The 18,882-nt window shown below is 34.4% G+C and carries 14 protein-coding genes; 6 read left to right on the top strand and 8 right to left on the bottom strand.

What is annotated here, in order from left to right; translation table 11 throughout:
• Positions 1–69: 69 nt before the first annotated feature.
• The 5 genes from CLV90_RS05240 to CLV90_RS05220 form a co-directional block, all read right to left on the bottom strand.
• A complete protein-coding gene (locus CLV90_RS05240) occupies positions 70–570 on the bottom strand; it encodes a thioredoxin family protein (RefSeq protein ID WP_243835264.1) in 501 nt (166 codons plus the stop codon).
• Between the two features lie 23 nt (positions 571–593).
• The gene (locus tag CLV90_RS05235) at positions 594–1,637 is read right to left on the bottom strand and encodes a serine hydrolase domain-containing protein (protein WP_133686441.1); all 1,044 of its coding nucleotides are present in this window, start codon (positions 1,635–1,637) and stop codon (positions 594–596) included.
• Between the two features lie 36 nt (positions 1,638–1,673).
• On the bottom strand, positions 1,674–2,495 hold the full coding sequence (locus CLV90_RS05230) for a CPBP family intramembrane glutamic endopeptidase (protein ID WP_243835263.1): 822 nt from the start codon (positions 2,493–2,495) through the stop codon (positions 1,674–1,676).
• A gap of 159 nt (positions 2,496–2,654) precedes the next feature.
• Complete coding sequence (locus CLV90_RS05225) at positions 2,655–3,758, bottom strand: acyltransferase family protein (RefSeq protein WP_133686439.1); 1,104 nt, start codon at positions 3,756–3,758, stop codon at positions 2,655–2,657.
• Positions 3,759–3,784: 26 nt separating this feature from the next.
• Positions 3,785–4,435, bottom strand: a complete 651-nt coding sequence (locus CLV90_RS05220) for an ankyrin repeat domain-containing protein (protein WP_243835262.1) — start codon at positions 4,433–4,435, stop codon at positions 3,785–3,787.
• Between the two features lie 649 nt (positions 4,436–5,084).
• On the opposite strand from CLV90_RS05220, the gene CLV90_RS05215 reads away from it, so the two are divergent.
• The 3 genes from CLV90_RS05215 to CLV90_RS05205 all read left to right on the top strand — a co-directional run bounded on the left by CLV90_RS05215 (position 5,085) and on the right by CLV90_RS05205 (position 10,165).
• Positions 5,085–7,148: a helix-turn-helix domain-containing protein gene (locus CLV90_RS05215; RefSeq protein ID WP_133686437.1), complete on the top strand. Its 2,064-nt coding sequence runs from the start codon at positions 5,085–5,087 to the stop codon at positions 7,146–7,148.
• Between the two features lie 1,427 nt (positions 7,149–8,575).
• Positions 8,576–9,262, top strand: a complete 687-nt coding sequence (locus CLV90_RS05210; RefSeq protein ID WP_133686436.1) for a hypothetical protein — start codon at positions 8,576–8,578, stop codon at positions 9,260–9,262.
• Between the two features lie 279 nt (positions 9,263–9,541).
• Positions 9,542–10,165, top strand: a complete 624-nt coding sequence (locus CLV90_RS05205; RefSeq protein ID WP_133686435.1) for a DUF4468 domain-containing protein — start codon at positions 9,542–9,544, stop codon at positions 10,163–10,165.
• A gap of 171 nt (positions 10,166–10,336) precedes the next feature.
• On the opposite strand, the gene CLV90_RS05200 is transcribed toward CLV90_RS05205, so the two are convergent.
• Positions 10,337–11,500 carry a PIN domain-containing protein gene (locus tag CLV90_RS05200; RefSeq protein ID WP_133686434.1) on the bottom strand — a complete coding sequence of 388 codons (1,164 nt, stop codon included), beginning with the start codon at positions 11,498–11,500 and terminating at the stop codon, positions 10,337–10,339.
• A 104-nt stretch (positions 11,501–11,604) separates the two neighbouring features.
• Between CLV90_RS05200 and CLV90_RS05195 the strand changes: the two genes are divergently transcribed.
• Positions 11,605–12,447, top strand: coding sequence for a hypothetical protein (locus CLV90_RS05195; RefSeq protein WP_133686433.1), 843 nt, complete (start codon positions 11,605–11,607; stop codon positions 12,445–12,447).
• A gap of 537 nt (positions 12,448–12,984) precedes the next feature.
• Here the strand turns inward: CLV90_RS05195 and CLV90_RS05190 are convergent.
• Positions 12,985–13,587 carry a JAB domain-containing protein gene (locus CLV90_RS05190; RefSeq protein WP_133686432.1) on the bottom strand — a complete coding sequence of 201 codons (603 nt, stop codon included), beginning with the start codon at positions 13,585–13,587 and terminating at the stop codon, positions 12,985–12,987.
• A 62-nt stretch (positions 13,588–13,649) separates the two neighbouring features.
• Between CLV90_RS05190 and CLV90_RS05185 the strand changes: the two genes are divergently transcribed.
• Positions 13,650–14,093, top strand: a complete 444-nt coding sequence (locus CLV90_RS05185) for a DUF1569 domain-containing protein (RefSeq protein WP_133686431.1) — start codon at positions 13,650–13,652, stop codon at positions 14,091–14,093.
• A gap of 328 nt (positions 14,094–14,421) precedes the next feature.
• Here CLV90_RS05185 and CLV90_RS05180 read toward each other — a convergent pair whose 3' ends face one another.
• A complete protein-coding gene (locus CLV90_RS05180; RefSeq protein ID WP_133686430.1) occupies positions 14,422–15,777 on the bottom strand; it encodes a UDP-N-acetylmuramate--L-alanine ligase in 1,356 nt (451 codons plus the stop codon).
• Between the two features lie 252 nt (positions 15,778–16,029).
• Here CLV90_RS05180 and CLV90_RS05175 point away from each other — a divergent pair, with 252 nt between their 5' ends.
• Positions 16,030–18,882 carry a gliding motility-associated C-terminal domain-containing protein gene (locus tag CLV90_RS05175; RefSeq protein ID WP_133686429.1) on the top strand — a complete coding sequence of 951 codons (2,853 nt, stop codon included), beginning with the start codon at positions 16,030–16,032 and terminating at the stop codon, positions 18,880–18,882.

The following is an 18,882-nucleotide window of genomic DNA, read 5'->3' as shown; positions in this document are numbered from 1 at the left end:
TTAGTCTTTTGTAATTTACAAGATGTATAATGTCGTTTTTTATATCAGGCGCTTCTACCTTACTTAGAATTAAGGCAAATTCAAATTTTTAAGTATTTCAAGGAATTCTGTTCTCCCAACCTTTCCTACGGCGTAATCAATTACATTTCCTTCAGAATCAATAAAAACTGTAGTTGGGGTAGCGCCAATGTTATAGTGCTTTGCGAGTTCTTTAACATTAGGGTCATCAATATTAATCTCAACGGGTATAACTTTCGCATTAATGGCACTCATAGCTTCTTTGTCTCCAAAAATTTCACGCTTCATAATGCGACAAGGTGAACACCATTCCCCAGTAAAAAATAACATTATATTTTTACCAGAACTGTCAGCAAGCTTTTGAGCAGACACCATGTCATCATTCCAAACCATATCATTTGAAGGCACATAGAATGAATACCATGCATACCAAAGAGAAACAACAAGGAAAGTGAGCCAGAACCAGCGCCAAAAAGGATAAGATTTAGTTTTCATGAGCTTGGGCGTATTGTTTGATACATTTGTTTCCGTAGTATCTGTTTTTTTTATCAAGTATATTAATTTTAAGGTATTGGTTACTTTCTCCTTTTCAGGATTTTTACAATTCTATTATTAATTTTTTCTGAGACGTTCCAAGAGTATCCGCCACTGGTATTTACAAATTGAACAACCACAGCATCAATATCCTTGTGATATTTGGCAATACTGCTATAACCTGGTAATAATCCAGTATGTTCATATACATAGATTGACGAATAGATAGCTTGTTCCTTATCATTTAGCAATGAGCCGTCGTTCAACGCCCTCAAGAATATACCCACGTCCTGTGCTGTAGCCACCATGGAGCCGGCAGGGCTTACAAAATCATTAGGCCTTAGGTCTGGCTCATAATCCACGGCATATCCGCTCATTACATCGTCTAAATTCACTTCACTTAGCAAACTGTAGGTATGGTTGAGCCCGAGGGGCATTAAAATTTCTTTTTTAATAAATTGGTGATGACTATATCCCAATGTTTTATTCAAAATATCGCCAATCAACAGATAATTTGTATTTGAGTACCTATATTTTTTATCCGGTTTAAAATCGGCAGGAGTATCGAGGACCAAATCGAGCGATTCTTTGGTATTTTTCGAATAGTCGTTTATCCAAAAATCTGGAGAGTCGGTGTAATTCGGAATACCACTCCGATGTTGCACCATCATTCTCAAGGTGATTTTATCCGCATTTTCAATTCGTCCCAATAGTTCCGGCATATAATCAGTGAGCGTTTTGTCTAAAGACAACTGATTGTCATTAACTAATTTTGCTACGGCAACAGCAACATACAACTTGCTAATGCTGGCAATCCGGAATAAAGCTTTTGGGTTGGCAGGAATTTTATTCTTTCGATCCTGCCAACCAGCGGAATAAAATTGAGGTGGCTTACCAGCTTGGTCTACATAAACAATCATGCCGTCCAATCCGTATCCAATAGCATCATTGACCTGTTCTTCAACCGTATCAGGTAATGGTGTTAACAGTAATCTTAGCAAAATCCATGGAACAAAGAATAGTGAGCTGATGCTTGACATAATTAATATGATTTTAAGTATTCGTTTTGATTGTTTCTTTGCCATAATACGGTTGTTTGTTTCATTTTATTATCTTAAAACCTATAGGTTCTCAACTTTCGCCTTTCGCCAAAAATAAATAGCAAATAGCGTCGTAATAATCGGTAGCATGAGTCCGTATTCATCTATCCAAAAAGTAGTGCGGTCATTTGTTATCGTCAACGGCGTGAAAACCTTCTGTATGAATATATTGTGTACGGAATGAAATAGGGCCGCAGGCCACAAGCTGTTGGATTTAAAAGTATAGTAGGCCAAAATGACCGAAATTGCAACTATCATTACGGTAAAAGCTGTAATGTGTAGCAACAGGTTTCCACTTCCCTTGTATATCAAAAAGATAATTGGCCAATGCCATATCGCCCAAATTACTCCACTAATAATAGAAACAGTGCCAAAGGAAAATAGTTTCCGAAGTTCGTAGATGAAGAATCCCCGCCATCCTATTTCCTCGCCCAATGTCGAACCAATGTTCTTTACAACACCAACAGTAGATAAGAGAACAATCATAGTCAATAGTATAATAGTACTATTGAAACCTTCCATACCTAATTCTTGCGACCATTCGGTGATAGTTTCCTGATTGATCATATTTCCAAAACCGATAACCCAAATTAATATATAAGAAATCGTAATGTAGGCTACCGGAATCAAATAGGATAGGCGTAAATTTTTCAAACTTTTCAGACCCCAAGAAAGACTTGAAATCGGTCTTTTCATTAGCTTCAATGTAATAAAGGCCGAAAGTGCAGGGCACATCATCAAAGCTCCGACATAGATACTTGTCGGATTTAATCTCAGTATTGCATAATAGCAAACAGCACTTAGCAAGGTCAAAATTCCCAAAAACAGCAGTATTGTTTTCAAGACTTGTTTTGGATGGCTTAATTTTTCCGACATTTTAATATTTTTAAAGAATTCTTAATAAACCTAGGCTTGTTACATTTCAACTTTCAAGACAATCAAAAAAGCAACATGAAAGTATCTTAAAAAGTGTGACCAATCGTTCGGTTTTTTAAATTGGAACTAATTTGAAGAGTCCTTAATTTTTAGATGATACATTTTCATGAGCTTTTTTGCTTTATTGGATTTCCATTTAAGTCCAAACAATGGCTTTAAGAATCCAATCCTTTTAATAATAAATTCATAAATAAGATAGCAGGCTAAAACTGTAAAAGCTACAATACCTCCGAATTTCAATAAGATAGGTATTTCCAATGGCAATATGAACATAGCCCCTACGTACAAAACAAACATGTGTATGATATAAACAGGATACGCTGCTTGGCTCAAATAACTCAGGATTTTACTTGGTTTGTTCAAGTACTTATATCCGAGTCCGAAAACGCCGAAAATCCAACAATTGGATTCGATAGCCGTAAGATAACCGGGTGCTTCCGTCGCGTAATTAAAATATCTTATACCGAACAGCACGACGGCCAAACCAATATATAACCAGCGCCATTTTAAAGCGGTCTGCCAGAATGTTTTACCACTGTACACGAAAAGAAAGCCGAAAAAGAAGGCCAAAAATCCAATAACAAAGCCATGCCAAGTCTGGGCGTATAATGCAAACAGCGAGGGCTTTACCAACAGAACCTCAAAGACAAAAAATAAGGATACCAATAAAGGCCCACCGGGATGGCTCATTAGCCACAATAACACTCTTTTAATTTTACCGTTTCCATTCTTTTTTAAGTAGTAAAAAAAAGGCAAGAGCAAGAGTACGTACACAAAGATATTTCCCAAGAACCATAAATGACCTTGATGGGGAAAATACCCCAAGGGCATGTTATAATATTCCTGAAAAATAAACATGTGCAGGGTGGTAATGGCAACGATACCAAATAGGAAAGGCAAGAGAATCCGCTTTGTGCGTTCTAAAAGTAATTGCCTCCAATTTCGTTTACGCATAGCGAAATAAAGCCCCATTCCTGATACATAGAATAATAACGGAATTCGCCAAACGTTGAGCATGGTCATTGGTTTCCATAGGCTCTCTAGGGATTCATCACTCTTGATAAAACCAATGAACATGGCCCAAGGCTGGAATATGATGGCTATGTGATAGATGAGTAGCAAGCCTATTGCTATGACCCTTAGCCAATCAATGTCGTATCTTCTTTCCATTTCATCATGTTTAATTTTAAAATCGATTATTGCAACATCATTGCTATGACCGGACGGGTTTTTTCGATTTCGGTCAACTCAATTTTCAAACCTATCGGCCCTAATTGTTGCTGTAGCATTTCATAAATGGGTTTTATTTCTACAAATGGCCCTATTACACTTTCCCTTGGCGTCATACCAAAGTTGTTTTTAGCGGTCTTATCGGCTTTGGCATCAATAAGTGACTGTACGACTTCGACTCTACAAAAGAATGCTGCCGTATGCAAAGCAGTTGCACCATCGTTATTTTTAGCCGATAGATCCGCACCGGCATCAATAAGGGCTTGAGCAATTTTATTCTTTCCAAAGCTAGCTGCTGTGATTAGTGGCGTAGCCCCGGTCATAGGGTCTTTTTTGTTCAAATCTGTTCCTGCCGAAATATGCTGTTTAACAGCTTCTAAATTATCGGATAGTATTGCAGCTTGAATATCAATTTCGGGTTTCATAACTTCTGCCTTGGTTTCGGTATTACTGGTTGCATCATCTTTTAACTTTTCACTCGACTGACCGCATGCAGCCGTAAGTAAAAGGAGTACTAAAGACATGTTCACCAAGGTTCTCAAATAATTGATTTTAAATGTTTTAGGCATGGCTTTGTTTTTTAATTTTAATAGATAGTTGTGAGCATTTGATTTCATGAATTTGAATTTTAATTGTTTGCTATAATTTTTGTTATGAGAAGGGATAGACTTTAATCTGGGCGTACCCATGTTTCTAAGCCTATAAGGTGTGTTTCTTAATGAAGGTATTCTTTTGGTGTTGCCAAACGGATTCTCTTGCTGTCCTTCATGTGACTGAAGTAAGTAAATCTTCTCAATTCCATTGGCGATTGACTGATGAATGTTTTACACATGGCTTTGATATTTGACTTTTAAAAGTATTCGTGAATCTTTGATTTCATGACTGTGTTGTTTTTTATTTTTTCTTATTGACCGTAATCAGCGGTTAAAGTTTCTGTACTGCGCCCATTGGGTTCTCTTGCTGTTGCTGAATGATGAGAAGTACTGTCCAGTCCTTGTTTCCGTTGCCGTTCTTGTAATTAATGCTTTCATAATTATTATTTTAAAATGTTCGCTATGATTTTTGTTGGTACAAAGATGCCATGGAACTTGAAGCAAGCCCTATGAGCTATGCAGCGAACTATATTAAGTTTCGGGAGGGTTTGAAAAATATGGCGCAGGTATATAAATTATGACGCAAAAGATTCTTTTAAGATTAATAAGCGACCTTAGGTATAACTGGTAATTACCTAGATTTTCACTAAATTAGAATCATTAAAAAAACAACATGTCAAATCCTTCGGTCAATACATCAACCTTTATTGAACAAGCAGAAGCGCTGATTCTGGAGAATTTGGCCAATGAACAATTTGGTGTTTCCGAGTTGGCCGAGGCTACAAATATGAGTCGGTCCAACTTACTTCGGAAAATCAAGAAGCAAACTAAACTTTCAGCAAGCCAATTCATTCGTCAAGTTCGCCTTAAAGAAGCTATGGATTTACTTAATGAAGGCTCCTCGACAGTTTCAGAAGTTTCGTATCAAGTAGGGTTTGGAAGTACCTCCTATTTTATTAAATGTTTTCGGGAACACTATGGATATCCACCCGGGGAGGTTGGAAAAGTTACGGTAGCTATTGAAGAGGAAAAGGATCATATTAGCTTTTTAAAGCGATACAGATGGGCTATCATTGCTGCTTCATGTGCAGTAATTCTACTAGTTTCCTCCTTGCTTTTCAATAAAAAGGGTGCTTTAGAAAATGCGGTAGAAAAACCAGAAATTGAAAAATCCATTGCCGTATTGCCTTTTAAAAATGAGAGTGCGGATTCCACCAATCTTTATTTTGTGAACGGCTTGATGGAATCCGCATTGAACAATCTTCAGAAGATTGAAGACTTGAGGGTAATCAGCAGAACCTCGGTAGAGAAATATAGAAAAACGGACAAGGGTATTCCAGAGATTGCTGAGGAACTGCATGTAAACTACTTGGTAGAAGGCAGTGGTCAACGCGTGGGCAATCAAGTTTTGCTCAACGTACAATTGATTAACGCTTCTACAGACACCCCTATTTGGGTAAAACAGTACAGTCGGGAAGTAAAGGACGTTTTTGAATTGCAAAACGACGTGGCCAAGAAAATAGCAGATGCCATTACAGCCGTCATAACACCCGCCGAATTGGAGCAAATTGATAAAAAACCGACCGAAAACCTATTGGCCTATGATTACTATCTAAAAGCATTGGACCCTTATTATTCTCGCTCGGAAGAAGGCTTGGAGAAGGCCATTTCATTATTCGAAAAAGCTATAGAACAGGATTCGGAATTTGCTCTCGCTTATGCTAACATCGCTATTTCATACTATCTTCTAGAAATGTCACAAATAGAGAAACAGTACACCGATAAGATTAACAGCTTTGCGGATAAGGCCCTGCTTTACGATTCAAAATCCGCCGAAAGCTTGGTAGCAAAGGCGTTTTACTATATTCAAACCAAGGAGTACAAATTAGCCTTACCATATCTTGATAAGGCACTAGAGTACAATCCAAATTCATCTTTGGCAGTACAAATGCTTTCGGAATTTTATTCACATTTACTACCCAATACTAGTAAATATTTAGAGTACGCCTTGAAAGGTGTACAGCTTACCATTGCGAGTGATTCTATTACCCAAAGCTATACGTATTTACAGCTAAGCAACGCCTTAGTATCGTCAGGTTTTGCAGATGAGGCTTTAAAATATATTAACAAGTCGTTGGATTATAATGCCGAAAACTTTTATGCTCCACATTTAAAGGCATTTATACTGTTCGCTAAGGATGGTAAAACTGAAAGGACAAGAAGTTTACTAAAAAAAGAATTGGAAAAGGATAGCACTAGACTTGATATTCTACAAGACATCGGTAAGTTGTACTATATCGATGAAAATTATGATAGCGCCTATTTCTATTATGAAAAATTTGTAAAAGCTAGGGCACTTAGTGGTCAAGATATTTATCCTCAGGAAAATATCAAAATTGCAACCGTATATAAAAAGATGGGCTTAGAGAAGAAAGCAGAGAAACTTTTCAATGATTTCTCTGAATACTGTGAAAAGGATCAATCGATTTATAAAAGTGTAAATCTAGTTTGGAAATATGCTTATGAAGGAAAGGTTAATGAGGCGATTGAACAGCTTAGAATATTTTCCGAAACAGAGAATTATCTGTATTGGTTTTTATTAATTGAAGATGAACCCTCGATTCAACCGTTAAAAAGTCACCCAGAGTTTGCCGGTATCATGCAAAAAATTAAAGATAGATTTTGGAAAAATCAGACCGACTTAAAAATGTCTCTACATGAAGAAGACTTGCTATAAACCGTAAAAAGCTTAACCACTTATTCAAATTTAAAAGACCTTACTCTAAAGAGCCTAGTTTAAAATCTAATTATAAAGGGTTTTTAAATAATAGCCTTAACACTATTTTGTAAGTTCTTATAATTTGCCTAATGAGAAAAGTTCTATACTTTAAGAATATTACCGAGGGGGATGTAAGTTTAATTATGATTTATTTTTCAAGAATCTTTTTAGTTTGATTTCTTGTTCCCTGATGAACCTATTCACAGAAAACCTTGTTTACTGTGGGTCAAATAAGTTGTGATTATTTTGTTGGCTGATTTGTTCACCATTTAGCAAATTAATCGACCAAAAACAATTTACCAAAGGAGAATTAAAAAACAAAAACGTGATAATCAATTGATTATCATGTTTACAATGTTAACAAAATATTAAAGTCAGAGTGGATGGATGACTTACCAATATAACGGAAACACTAACTCGGATAGAAAAGCGATTTACAACCGATCTGACAGCTCCCCTAATTGTAAGAGAATTCTCCTCTCACACCACAATACATACTGGTCTCGTATAGTGCGGACCGTAAATCATCAAACCAAGGCACTTTATACCTTTACACTATCTTATAATTTAGGCATAGGCTACAGCATATACTCCTATGCGAATTTTGAAGATAATTACGTTCGGTTCTTCCTTAATTGTGAGACCTCTGTTTTCTTTTTAAGAGCTCGTTTCCTCTAAGTACTATGACCTCTGCTGACTTCTTCATTTAGCTACACGTAACTTTGGAGACCTACCCCAGATAATAACATCTTCTTTCTCTCAATCCCTGCCGTATCTATATATCTACCCTTTTGGTGTTCTTAAGGCGATACAATGATGTGCTTGATTACTCAATTAAGTATGCCTCTGTATAATGTTCCTGTTCGTCAGTACCGAGTTTTATAGTCTCGCTTGCTTCAGATGTAACCTCGCGGTTACCACCCTTACGACTTACTATACTTAATAAGAGTACTTCACTTTCATATAATCATATATATCAAATACATACAATTTTCTGTTTATTTAATATGTACAGCTATTGTACTATGTAATGTCAAAAGGTATGATTTATTAAAAAATGAGGGGTGGAGGTTTATACCGACAGGCTATTGCACTATTAAAATTGACATAAAGCACTAACTAATTTCATTTAATATAAATCGATTTTCCCAAAGTGAAGAAAGTTACATTATTTTATTAAAAAGCTTGAGAAACTTTATTAAAATCAAATAGTAACTTCTATGAAAGCTTACAAATAACTCAACACTATCGACACTGTTAATAATGATATATTCTGAATTTACTTTAATTGATTTGCAAGAAACCTCGAATTACAAAACAGAATACTTAACTAAAAAAGTAATATCCATTTGATTTATATAAATTGTATCTCCAAATAAATCATAATGAATGAAATGGAAAGTTTTAAAGAAAATCAATTTAATATGAATTATGAATATACCTTTAATACATATTTTACAAATGGCATTTATTTAAGCTTAGCAGACATAGAAGATTTAATAAAAGATACTTCTAAATTTTTAATAGACCAATTATTGGAAAATTATCGATATGAAGATAACAATCAAGAATCTATTATAAATGATAAATGGACAAATAAAGTATTTCAATTTCATTTTGTTTTTCCCAATATATTATGGAAATCCATTTTTTTAAATATCTATTATACATTGGAAAGTACAATGAATCAAATCTGTAAAAATCTTGAGAATTTTTATGATTTTAATCTTTGCTACTCAGATTTAAATGGTAGCGGTATAATTAGAAGCTCGCTTTATTTTAGAAAAGTTTGCGGCATAAATAAGTGTTTTAGTACTAATATTTGGAATTGTATTTTAGATTACAACAAAATTAGAAATGTTCTTGCTCATTCAAATGGCATAATAACCGATAAAAAAAGTAAAATTCTACAATTTCCAAAAAAATATACCGATTTAGAGATTTTCGTAAACGACGAAAACAATAATGAAATTATAATTAATAAAGAGTTTTGTGAAAAATCCTTAAAAACAATAACTAATTTTATTAAATCCCTCCAAAATGAAATGAATGAAAAAAAACCTAAGATTTAGAAAAATTTAGAACTTCTCAATATAGTATGCATAATAAAATTACATATTCAATTGCCGCATTATTCATAGCACTATTTGGAAGAACTAAGGCTAATTTTAATGTAGATTTTATATACGGTTGGTAACTAGTTCCTTTGCTAATTTAATATGTAACATTAGCTCCAATTCTTTCCATAAAGTATAATAATTAATCCTTGTAGTGTTTTATTACTTATTCATTTGTCAATTTATTATAATACAAAAAGTTTAAATTTGAAACTATCCAATAAATAGAAATTAATGAAAAAATTATTACTACTTACTTTATTATTATCTTACACAGCACATTCTCAGCTAACTACAGACCCTGAAACCTATTTATACAATTATAAACAAATCTCAGAAGTTGATTTGCAAAAGGATGAACTTGCTAATGCAGTTGAAAAATGGTTTGCAGTAAAGTTCAAAGATTCAGATAAAGTAATTCGTTTATCGAACGATGAAAACATAATTGGAAAAGGTTATTTTACTGAGCCTGTAAAAAATGGTAAATATGTATTTGACCAAAAATATAATATGACTATTGATATAGCTTTTAAAGAAGGAAGATATAAACTTGAATTTTATGATTTTTATTTTGACAATCCTCTAGGTAGTGTTAATATACCAATCACTTATTTTGAAAACGTATCACTTGAAAACTATAAGGAATACAGCTTAAAAAGTCTTAAGTACTTTGAAGACCCTAAAATGAAAAAAGCTATGCTTAAGCAATTTGAAAAAGGTAAAATTGGTCAAGAACAAATCGACAATACAATTAGAATACAGAATCTGCATCGTGAAAATTTAGAAAAAAATTTAGAAGCTATTGCTAATGAATTGAATATCTATTTAAACAAGGAAAAAGACGAGGACGATTGGTAAAATAAATTTATGGGGCTTTACGAATTTATGATGTTAAGTGAAAAAGATCAATGGAGTAATGGTCAATTCATTACTGGCACGTTCCTGTTTATAAAGCCGTCTGGATAGTTGGTGCTTGGTTTACTAAAAAAATTAGAGATAATATGGGAAATGGTCGTTTTTAATAAAAGATTACTGATTTTTATAATTTTTCAACATTGACTCACTAATTTCTAATCTCAATATTTTTTCATTTATACTTTTCAATTCAAAGAAAACATCAGAAGGTACATTATCATGATTTTCAATCATATTTTCAAAATGAAGTTTACGTTCTCTATATCTAGATAATTCACTTCTAACTTTCCGTAAACTATTCAAAGATTTTAATTTTGATTCTGAGAAATCTTCCTTCAAAAATTGTTCAAAAGCAGCATCCTTCATTTTTTTTATTTTTGCTGCTTGTTCATCCAATCTTCTTGTAAATTCATCAGCTGAGTAAGATGAAGTATCTTTTACCTCATTTATAATTTCTTGTTTTACATCAGACTTTAAAAATTCGCTTATAAACTTTAGAAACTGAAAAGGTTGGTAAAATTGTATTTTTCTATTAGTCAAAGTATAAAATTCCCTAATCAGCTCTGGTCTAGGTCCAACAGTTTTTCCAGAGGAAATTAACCACCAATCTTCTTTATTATCATCCGTAATAAAAACAACATCTTTCTTATTCTCTTTCGCATATTCAATAATTTGTTTCCAAATAATTAGATCACCGTATGCACTGCCGTCATTTGCAGAAATCTTTGCCTTGTCCTTAAAACCAGGAGGAATACTTTTTTTATATCTATTTGCACCTTCATCATAAATTTTAATTAATTCCTCTTCGCTATAACTTTCTCCAATTTTTTTTGAAGTTATCTCAACCAGCTTATCTCTAACATCATCATTAACAAATCTTGATTCTTGGAATTCTTTTCCAGCTTCCAATTCTCTTTTTACCTCTGCATTAACTGATTTCATTTTCTTCAAAAGCTTAGGTGTTATAAAAGGATGTTTTCTTTCATGTTCAAAAACTTTCTCAAGGTTTTCCATATCCTTTAATGCGTCAGAGTATAAGGATTTTTGATTTTGTATTTCTCCTAAACGATTTTTTAAATATTCATTTATTGAATGATGGGCATACCATACTCTAGGACCTAGTTCCTCTATTTTCTCAATAAACTTATTTTTCGATTCTTCTGAGTATCTATAAAAATTCAGAAGAACATTGGTATCAAAAACAAATGTTGCATTCTCCCATAACTCTTTAAGCTCTGTCTCCGACAACTTAAAGTGCTCATAAAATTCATTTTTCATAGACACCAACATTAACATCAAAGAACTAATATACAATTTAGATGTAAGATGTTTGATTGTTAATTATTAATTTCCCGTTAGATAAAAAATATTTTAATAAATCAATGCAGAATACTGAAACCCAATCAAACGATAGCACCAATAAGCCTTTAGTTCATTTTATGTTATGGGAATGGACGATTATTGTTGTTTTACTCATTTTAATAATCTTTGGACCAATTATATTCACTCAACTCAGTTGGGGCCCCGATTTTAAAGCCACTGGCGGGATTGGTGATACCATTGGCGGTATTACAGCTCCGTTTGTCAATTTGCTTGCTGCATTTTTAGTTTACAAATCGTTCACAGCCCAAATAGAAGCAAATAGAAGGCAAAGAGACGATCATAATGCCCAAATGAAACAATTAATAACAGAGCACTCTTATAACTATATATCAAACCTATTCGTTTTAGCTAAGGATTATTATTACAGTAATAATGTGGATGCAGGTAACAATAAGAAATTTGTTATCAACCTATATGAAATTGCTTCCAAAGCAAGACAAAGAATTAAAGAAGATTATGAACATTCCTCAGAACACCATTTAATTTTAAAAGATCAACACAAAAATTTAATAAATAAATCAAACGGTAATGCTATTAATCAACTTCTAAAAATTAAATCTAATCTGGATAATATGTATGATTTTTTAATTGAGCTCGAAAGAACAAAATTAGAATCAGGTATAAGAAAATTTTATTTTCGGGAAATCCAAAGAATGCTAGTTGATATGAATATTTGGAGAATTACAGACAAAGAATACTTAAAAGATTTAAAGAAATATGATATTATTACAAATCAAGGATCTATAGATTTAATTGAAGATTGCTCCAATATTGTAGATAAAATGTATGATTTAGGAATTAAAATTGAAAAAGTCAGTAAGTATTTAGTAGAAACAGAATAGCAAAACAATACAAAAACCGTACATTTTTGAAACGAAAAAACCGTAACTACTTATTTAAAAGATTGTTACGGTTTTACTATGTACAGGCGGAGACGCTACCCCAACGCATAAGGGACTTGAACCCTCTAGATTTTTTCTTATATGGCTAAAAGATAAAGATGCCCATACTAGAAACACATAATGCCTAAACGTAATACGGGCTTTAGAGCAAAATAGAAAGGTCTATCTAATTTTCTAAAGTCGCTAAATCTTATAAATTTAGCTTTGAACACGAAAATTATAAAACTAAACAATAAGCTTTAGCTTGTGCGCAGACGGAAAAGAAAAGTTTCCTTACCACCGCACTAAGCTTAGCCGAGACGTCAGCCACAAGCGAAAAAATTAAAGAATTAAAGTTTGACAAAAACACGACAGTTTTATAAATCCCTAAAATCGTCCAGCGTTTATAAAGTATTTGCATTTGGTTCTGAAAGTGCCATCCTCTTTTGGAACTCAGGTACCCCTTAAACTATAATATTATGTAAAGTATAACCTCTGTTACGCCCTAAGAAACAAATATTTATCTATTTTTATTAACATAATAAAATACTTTACATAATGAGCAAGAATAATTGCAACTGCACCTAATTCTAAAGCTTGTTTCATAACAATACGCACATCTACTAAAGTACCTGTTATCCCACCTTTACTCAACTGTGCTTTATGTAGAACTTTATTGGAATTATTGAGAAAGAGAATCCAGAATTCTTCATGTTCCAAATCGCCCAACAGCGGTTGTAGAATTTCATATACATCTTTACTACTTCCTATTTTTTCAATTTTGGCGGCGTCTTCTCCCCTTCTTCTTCTACCTACTTCTAAAGCTGCTGCTATGCTTACTGCTTTTGCTTCACCAATACCTTTAAAGGTCATCAGCTGTTTTATAGAAAGTCTACCTAACTCATTAAGATTGTTATCTACAGATGCTAAAATACGTTTAGACAGTTCAACCGCACTTTCTGATCTACTACCCGAACCTATTAAAATGGCAATCAATTCAGCATCAGACAATACTGAGCGACCTTTATGTACTAGCTTTTCTCTAGGCTTATCGTCATCTGACCAATTTTTAATGGAAAACGAAGTGGGTTTATCGTGCATTGGCTAAAGATACAGAACAAATTATTTTTTGGTAAATTTATACATCATTTAAAAAACCAACCATGAAATCGATTTTAAACGAAGAGGCATACCAAGAAATTAAAGGTAGAATTGAGCAACTCTCAGAAACCTCTGAAAAAGGATGGGGTAAAATGACCGTTGGGCAAATGGTTTGGCATTGCCAATACCCGTTAAAATTAGCGATTGAAAATAAACCAAATACATCTAAAGGTAATTGGTTTATAAAAACCTTCTTTAAAAAATCTTTATATAATGATAAACCGTGGAGGAAGAATTTACCGACTGCACCTCAACTAAAAACAAAAGAAGATAAGGTGTTCAGTACCGAACATGAAATCCTTAAAACTTTAGTGAATGATTTTTATGCGGTTCGTGATCGTAAAGAATGGTATCCGCACCCTGCATTCGGACCATTTACAAAAGAGCAATGGGGACAAATGCAATACAAACATTTAGACCATCATTTAAAGCAATTCGGAGTGTAATTTGGTTATTGGTTGTTGGTTGTTGGTTGTTGGTTGTTGTTTGTTGGTTGTTGTTTGTTGTTTGTTGTTTGTTGTTTGTTGTTTGTTGTTTGTTGTTTGTTGTTAAAATAAAAGTTCAAGTTCAAAAGTCAAGTGTAAGTTCAAAAAAATTCAAAAATCAAGTGCAAGTTCAAACTCAAAAAGACTTCGTACTTTGTACTTAATACTCTTTACTTAATACTTTGTACTCTTTACTCTATTTTCTATCCTCTATTTTCTCTAACCCAACTTTGTACCTCGTACTTTTTACTTAATACTTATTACTTTGTACTTAATACTGTACTTTCCCTTAACCCATCAACTCTTGAAATCTCTTCAAATCGAATCCGCCATAATTACCTGAACTCATAAGTAACAATGTGGTATTATCGTACGCCTGCCTCTCTAGGTATTCATGAAACGAAGCTGCATCGGTAAAAATCTTTAGGTCTTTTCTTTGAAAAGCTTCTGAAATTTGTTCTGGAGTAACGGCTTCTAGTTTCTTAATAGCTACAGATTCTGGCAAGTAGAAAATAACTGCCTCATCAGCAGCATCTAAAGCACCTTTGTATTCCTTTAGAAATTCCGGATTAAAACTGCTGTATGTATGCAACTCTAAGCAAGCAATCAACTTTCTATTTGGGTATTGCTCTTTTACTGCCTTTGTAGTAGCGGCTACTTTACTTGGGGAGTGTGCAAAATCTTTATAGGCAATACTTGAATTACCCTCAGCTATTTTCTCTAAACGTTTGGATGCCCCTTTGAAAGTGGCAATTGCCTCATAAAAATCGTCTTCATCAACACCCATGTTTTGGCAAATCCACTTTGCACCTGCCAAATTACTTAGATTATGTTTTCCGAAAACCTCAATAGGCATTGGTCCTTCGTTAGTCTCTAATAAAGTTTCGCCATCTTCAACACTATATTCAGGTGTAGTATATGGTAATTTTCTAATGGCATTTTCAGAAGCTTCAACGATTTCCTTTACTGTTTCGTCTTCAATATTATAAGTTATAGAACCACCGTTAACGATACTATCGACAAATATTTTAAACTGCTCTACGTAATTCTCAAAAGTTGGGAATACGTTGATATGATCCCAAGCAATACCACTTAATAATGCGATGTTCGGTTGGTATAAATGAAATTTAGGTCTGCGATCTATTGGTGACGACAAATACTCATCGCCTTCTAGCACGATAAAATCATTATCTTCTGTCAAATGCACCATTCTATCAAAGCCATCTAACTGTGCCCCTACCATATAATCAACTTCGATATCATGAAAGTTGAGTACATGAAGGATCATTGAGGTTATAGTTGTTTTACCATGGCTGCCACCAATAACGACTCTGGTTTTATTTTTAGATTGCTCATATAAAAACTCAGGGTAAGAATAAATCGTAATGCCTAGTTCTTGCGCTTTTAGCAATTCTGGATTATCAGCCTTAGCGTGCATACCTAATACAATAGCATCTAGATCACTGGTAATTTTTTCAGAAAACCAGCCAAATTCGTCGGGCAGTAATCCTTTTGCTGCTAATCTAGATTTAGAAGGTTCAAAAATGACATCGTCACTACCTGTAATAACATATCCTTTATGTTCTAGCGCCAACGCTAAATTGTGCATGGCACTTCCTCCTATTGCAATAAAATGTATTTGCATTCCTGAATTTTAGGTGGCAAAGATACGTATTGTGCAATTAAAACTATTCAATTCCCACAAACCTAAAGCCGCACTTACATGTAAGAAAATCAATATAATATCGATGAATTGCGTTAAATTTTAACACTTTATATCATTATTAATAGTATTCACCCTACATTTTTAACTTTTCACAACATATAATTTCCTACAAAAACAATCGCAAATACCTTTAACATCTATTAATTCTATTCAACAACCAACCCCCTATTAATGAATAAATTAAAACTTAGGTTCTTAGCCATTGTAATTTTTACATTTGGTTTTTCAAACTTGGTCAAAGCACAATGCGCTGGAAATGATGCCAGCATTGTAGTTTGTGAAAAAGATGCAGATGACACTAATCGTAATTTTGCATTATTCCCAAGGTTAGGTGGCTCACCAACTGCTGGCGGAACATGGTCTACCACGAACCCAGAAAATTTCTACGCATTAAACCAAAGTACCGGTATTGTAGATTTGTGGCGTATTAATAATTACGGCACACACTCTTTTGTATATACCAACACAGATTGTAATGAAACTGCTACCGTAACCATAACTTTAGGTGGTTACCCTGGTGAGGATAATATTGATGGTAGTGCAAATGCCTGTGGTGATGACCCTAACGTTAACCTACATGGTTTTTTAGGAAGTAATGTAGACGGAAAAGTTCAAGATTTCAATGGACTTTGGGAAGAAGACCCAAGTACCTTTACCGGTCAATTAAATGAAAATTTTTTTAATGCCCAACAAGCAGGACCCGGTATCTATACATTTACATATACGGTACCTGATGTTGATAGTTGCCTAGGAAGAACCTCGACCGTAATTTTAGAAGTGCACCCGCCACCAAACGCAGGTAGGGCTCCTGCACTAATTTTTTGTGCTGGCGATGATTTATCGGGGTATACCGCATTTGACCTTAGTGAACAATTGATAGGTGAAGATCCAAATGGAACTTGGACAGAAGATGGAACCAACCAATTAAGCGACCTCAACGATTCGGTCATTAACATTCAAGAAATGTATGACAATTTTGGTTATGCTGATTTTACCTTTAATTATACAGTTTTCCCTAGTCACCCCGTGTGTGAAAAAAGAATTTCCGAGGTAAGCATTAGAATATTACCCATACTAAATGGCACAATTGAAACCGTTGATATCTGTTTTGGATCAGCATATGTCGTTAATCTTGATTATGACGACACACTCTTATTTAATGGTGATTTTTTAATTCAGTACACCATTGATGGTGTTTTAGGTGATGCACCGGCAACATTATCTGACGGAAATGGCAATTTTGTCATTGACCAGGGTCTAGTACCTTTAAATGAAGAGGTTACATTAGAAGTTGTAGGTATTACAAGCGTAACGCCACCACGAGATGTTTGCCCTAGAGTTGTTGTGCCACCCACCACATTTTTAGTAACAAGTTCAGATATTACCGCCGAAGATATTTGCGTACAAAATGACAATATTATACAAATAATTGATATACTTGATGTGGATGGAAATTTCGCAACCGGCAATTTTTCAACGACCTACACCTTAACAAACCCCGATGGTAGTACTGTAATTTCAGATTCTTTCGAGCTTGAATTTACAAATGGTAATGCTTCTTTTATAGTTCCTTCAAATAACTTTAACTCAGGTGGCGAATACAACATTAGAACAACACTATCGGGCATTTATGCCACAAGTTGCCCATTAGTGAATACTTTTATAGTAACTCCGTTACCAGATGCTATTCAGCTAAATCTTATTGTAGATAACAATTGCGATGCTACACAAATAGATGTTTTGGTAGATGCACCTATACTACCAGATGGCACCTATACGATAACCTATGATGTTACCGAATTAGGTTCAAATACCGTGCTCACTACCAATACTATAAATTTCACAGGTGGTACTGCTGCCTATCAAATCGATGTCGATGCTTTACCTATTGGTAATTATACCGCTAGTGTACGAAGCATTCAGAATGATACTACACCCTGCCGATTAGATTTTGAGTTCGAAGAGAGCGAAAATTTCTCTCGTGGCGGAGTGCCAGATGCTCCCGTAGCCGATGCCAGCCAGACTTTTTGTTTGAGCGATTTTAGTGGGTTACCGAAGTTAATGGATATTAATGTTACCGCAGCTGGCGATATCTTATTTTACGATACCGATACAGACACCAATATTCTACCGATTTCAACAGAGCTGATTGATGGTGAAGATTATTTTGTTACCAATAGCGATCCACTTACTAATTGTGAAGGAACCGAACGTGTTCAAATAACGGTCAATTTCAGTAATCCAGATGCGCCAACGAGTGATGATAATACTCCCTTGTTCTGCGCAGAAACGAGTCCGACATTGTCGAATATTACTGTAAATATAATTACAGGCAGTTCCATTACATGGTTTAGTACGCTCTCTGGCGACACTGCTTTAGATGCGTCAACCATTCTAGTAGATGGTCAAACTTATTTCGCAGCTACCAATAGCGGTGGTTGTACGAGTACAGATCGTTTAGAAATTACGCCGACAGTAATAACGGTTGCACCAACAGCAATATCTTCAGATATGTTATCAGTTTGTGGTTTAGATGACCCTACGGTCGTAGCATTACGGACTTTAGAAAACGAAACAGAAAATGAAGTATTATGGTTTATTACCGAAACTGGTGGTACAGCGCTAACAGATGACGTTCCGTTATTAGAAGACACAGTTTATTATGCAGAAAATTATAATTCCCTTACCGGATGTACTTCTGCAACACGTATACCGGTAACTGTAGATTTTAGTAATTGTGATCCCGAAAATTATGACTTCTTCATACCTGACGGATTTTCACCAAATGCCGACGGCAGAAACGATACTTTTTTCATTCCGAATATAGAAATCATTTTCCCGAATTTCACTTTAGAGATTTTGAACCGATACGGCACCTCATTATTTAAAGGCGACAAAACCAATCCCGCTTGGGATGGTAGAAATGGTTCTGCCACAGCACCAAACGGAGTCTATTTCTATATCATCAATTATAATAAAGGCAATTCAGAACCTATTCAAGGTCGCTTATACTTAAACAGATAA

The sequence above is a fragment of the Maribacter spongiicola genome, assembly GCF_004364165.1.
Lineage (GTDB): Bacteria > Bacteroidota > Bacteroidia > Flavobacteriales > Flavobacteriaceae > Maribacter > Maribacter spongiicola.
This window is presented reverse-complemented; position numbering and strand designations above follow the sequence as displayed.

Coding starts and splice junctions, on each gene's coding strand:
- CLV90_RS05235 (WP_133686441.1), bottom strand. CDS start 1,637: ATGGCAAAGAAACAATCAAAACGAATACTTAAAATCATATTAATTATG.
- CLV90_RS05225 (WP_133686439.1), bottom strand. CDS start 3,758: ATGGAAAGAAGATACGACATTGATTGGCTAAGGGTCATAGCAATAGGC.
- CLV90_RS05220 (WP_243835262.1), bottom strand. CDS start 4,435: ATGAAATCAAATGCTCACAACTATCTATTAAAATTAAAAAACAAAGCC.
- CLV90_RS05215 (WP_133686437.1), top strand. CDS start 5,085: ATGTCAAATCCTTCGGTCAATACATCAACCTTTATTGAACAAGCAGAA.
- CLV90_RS05210 (WP_133686436.1), top strand. CDS start 8,576: ATGAATGAAATGGAAAGTTTTAAAGAAAATCAATTTAATATGAATTAT.
- CLV90_RS05205 (WP_133686435.1), top strand. CDS start 9,542: ATGAAAAAATTATTACTACTTACTTTATTATTATCTTACACAGCACAT.
- CLV90_RS05200 (WP_133686434.1), bottom strand. CDS start 11,500: ATGAAAAATGAATTTTATGAGCACTTTAAGTTGTCGGAGACAGAGCTT.
- CLV90_RS05195 (WP_133686433.1), top strand. CDS start 11,605: ATGCAGAATACTGAAACCCAATCAAACGATAGCACCAATAAGCCTTTA.
- CLV90_RS05190 (WP_133686432.1), bottom strand. CDS start 13,587: ATGCACGATAAACCCACTTCGTTTTCCATTAAAAATTGGTCAGATGAC.
- CLV90_RS05185 (WP_133686431.1), top strand. CDS start 13,650: ATGAAATCGATTTTAAACGAAGAGGCATACCAAGAAATTAAAGGTAGA.
- CLV90_RS05180 (WP_133686430.1), bottom strand. CDS start 15,777: ATGCAAATACATTTTATTGCAATAGGAGGAAGTGCCATGCACAATTTA.
- CLV90_RS05175 (WP_133686429.1), top strand. CDS start 16,030: ATGAATAAATTAAAACTTAGGTTCTTAGCCATTGTAATTTTTACATTT.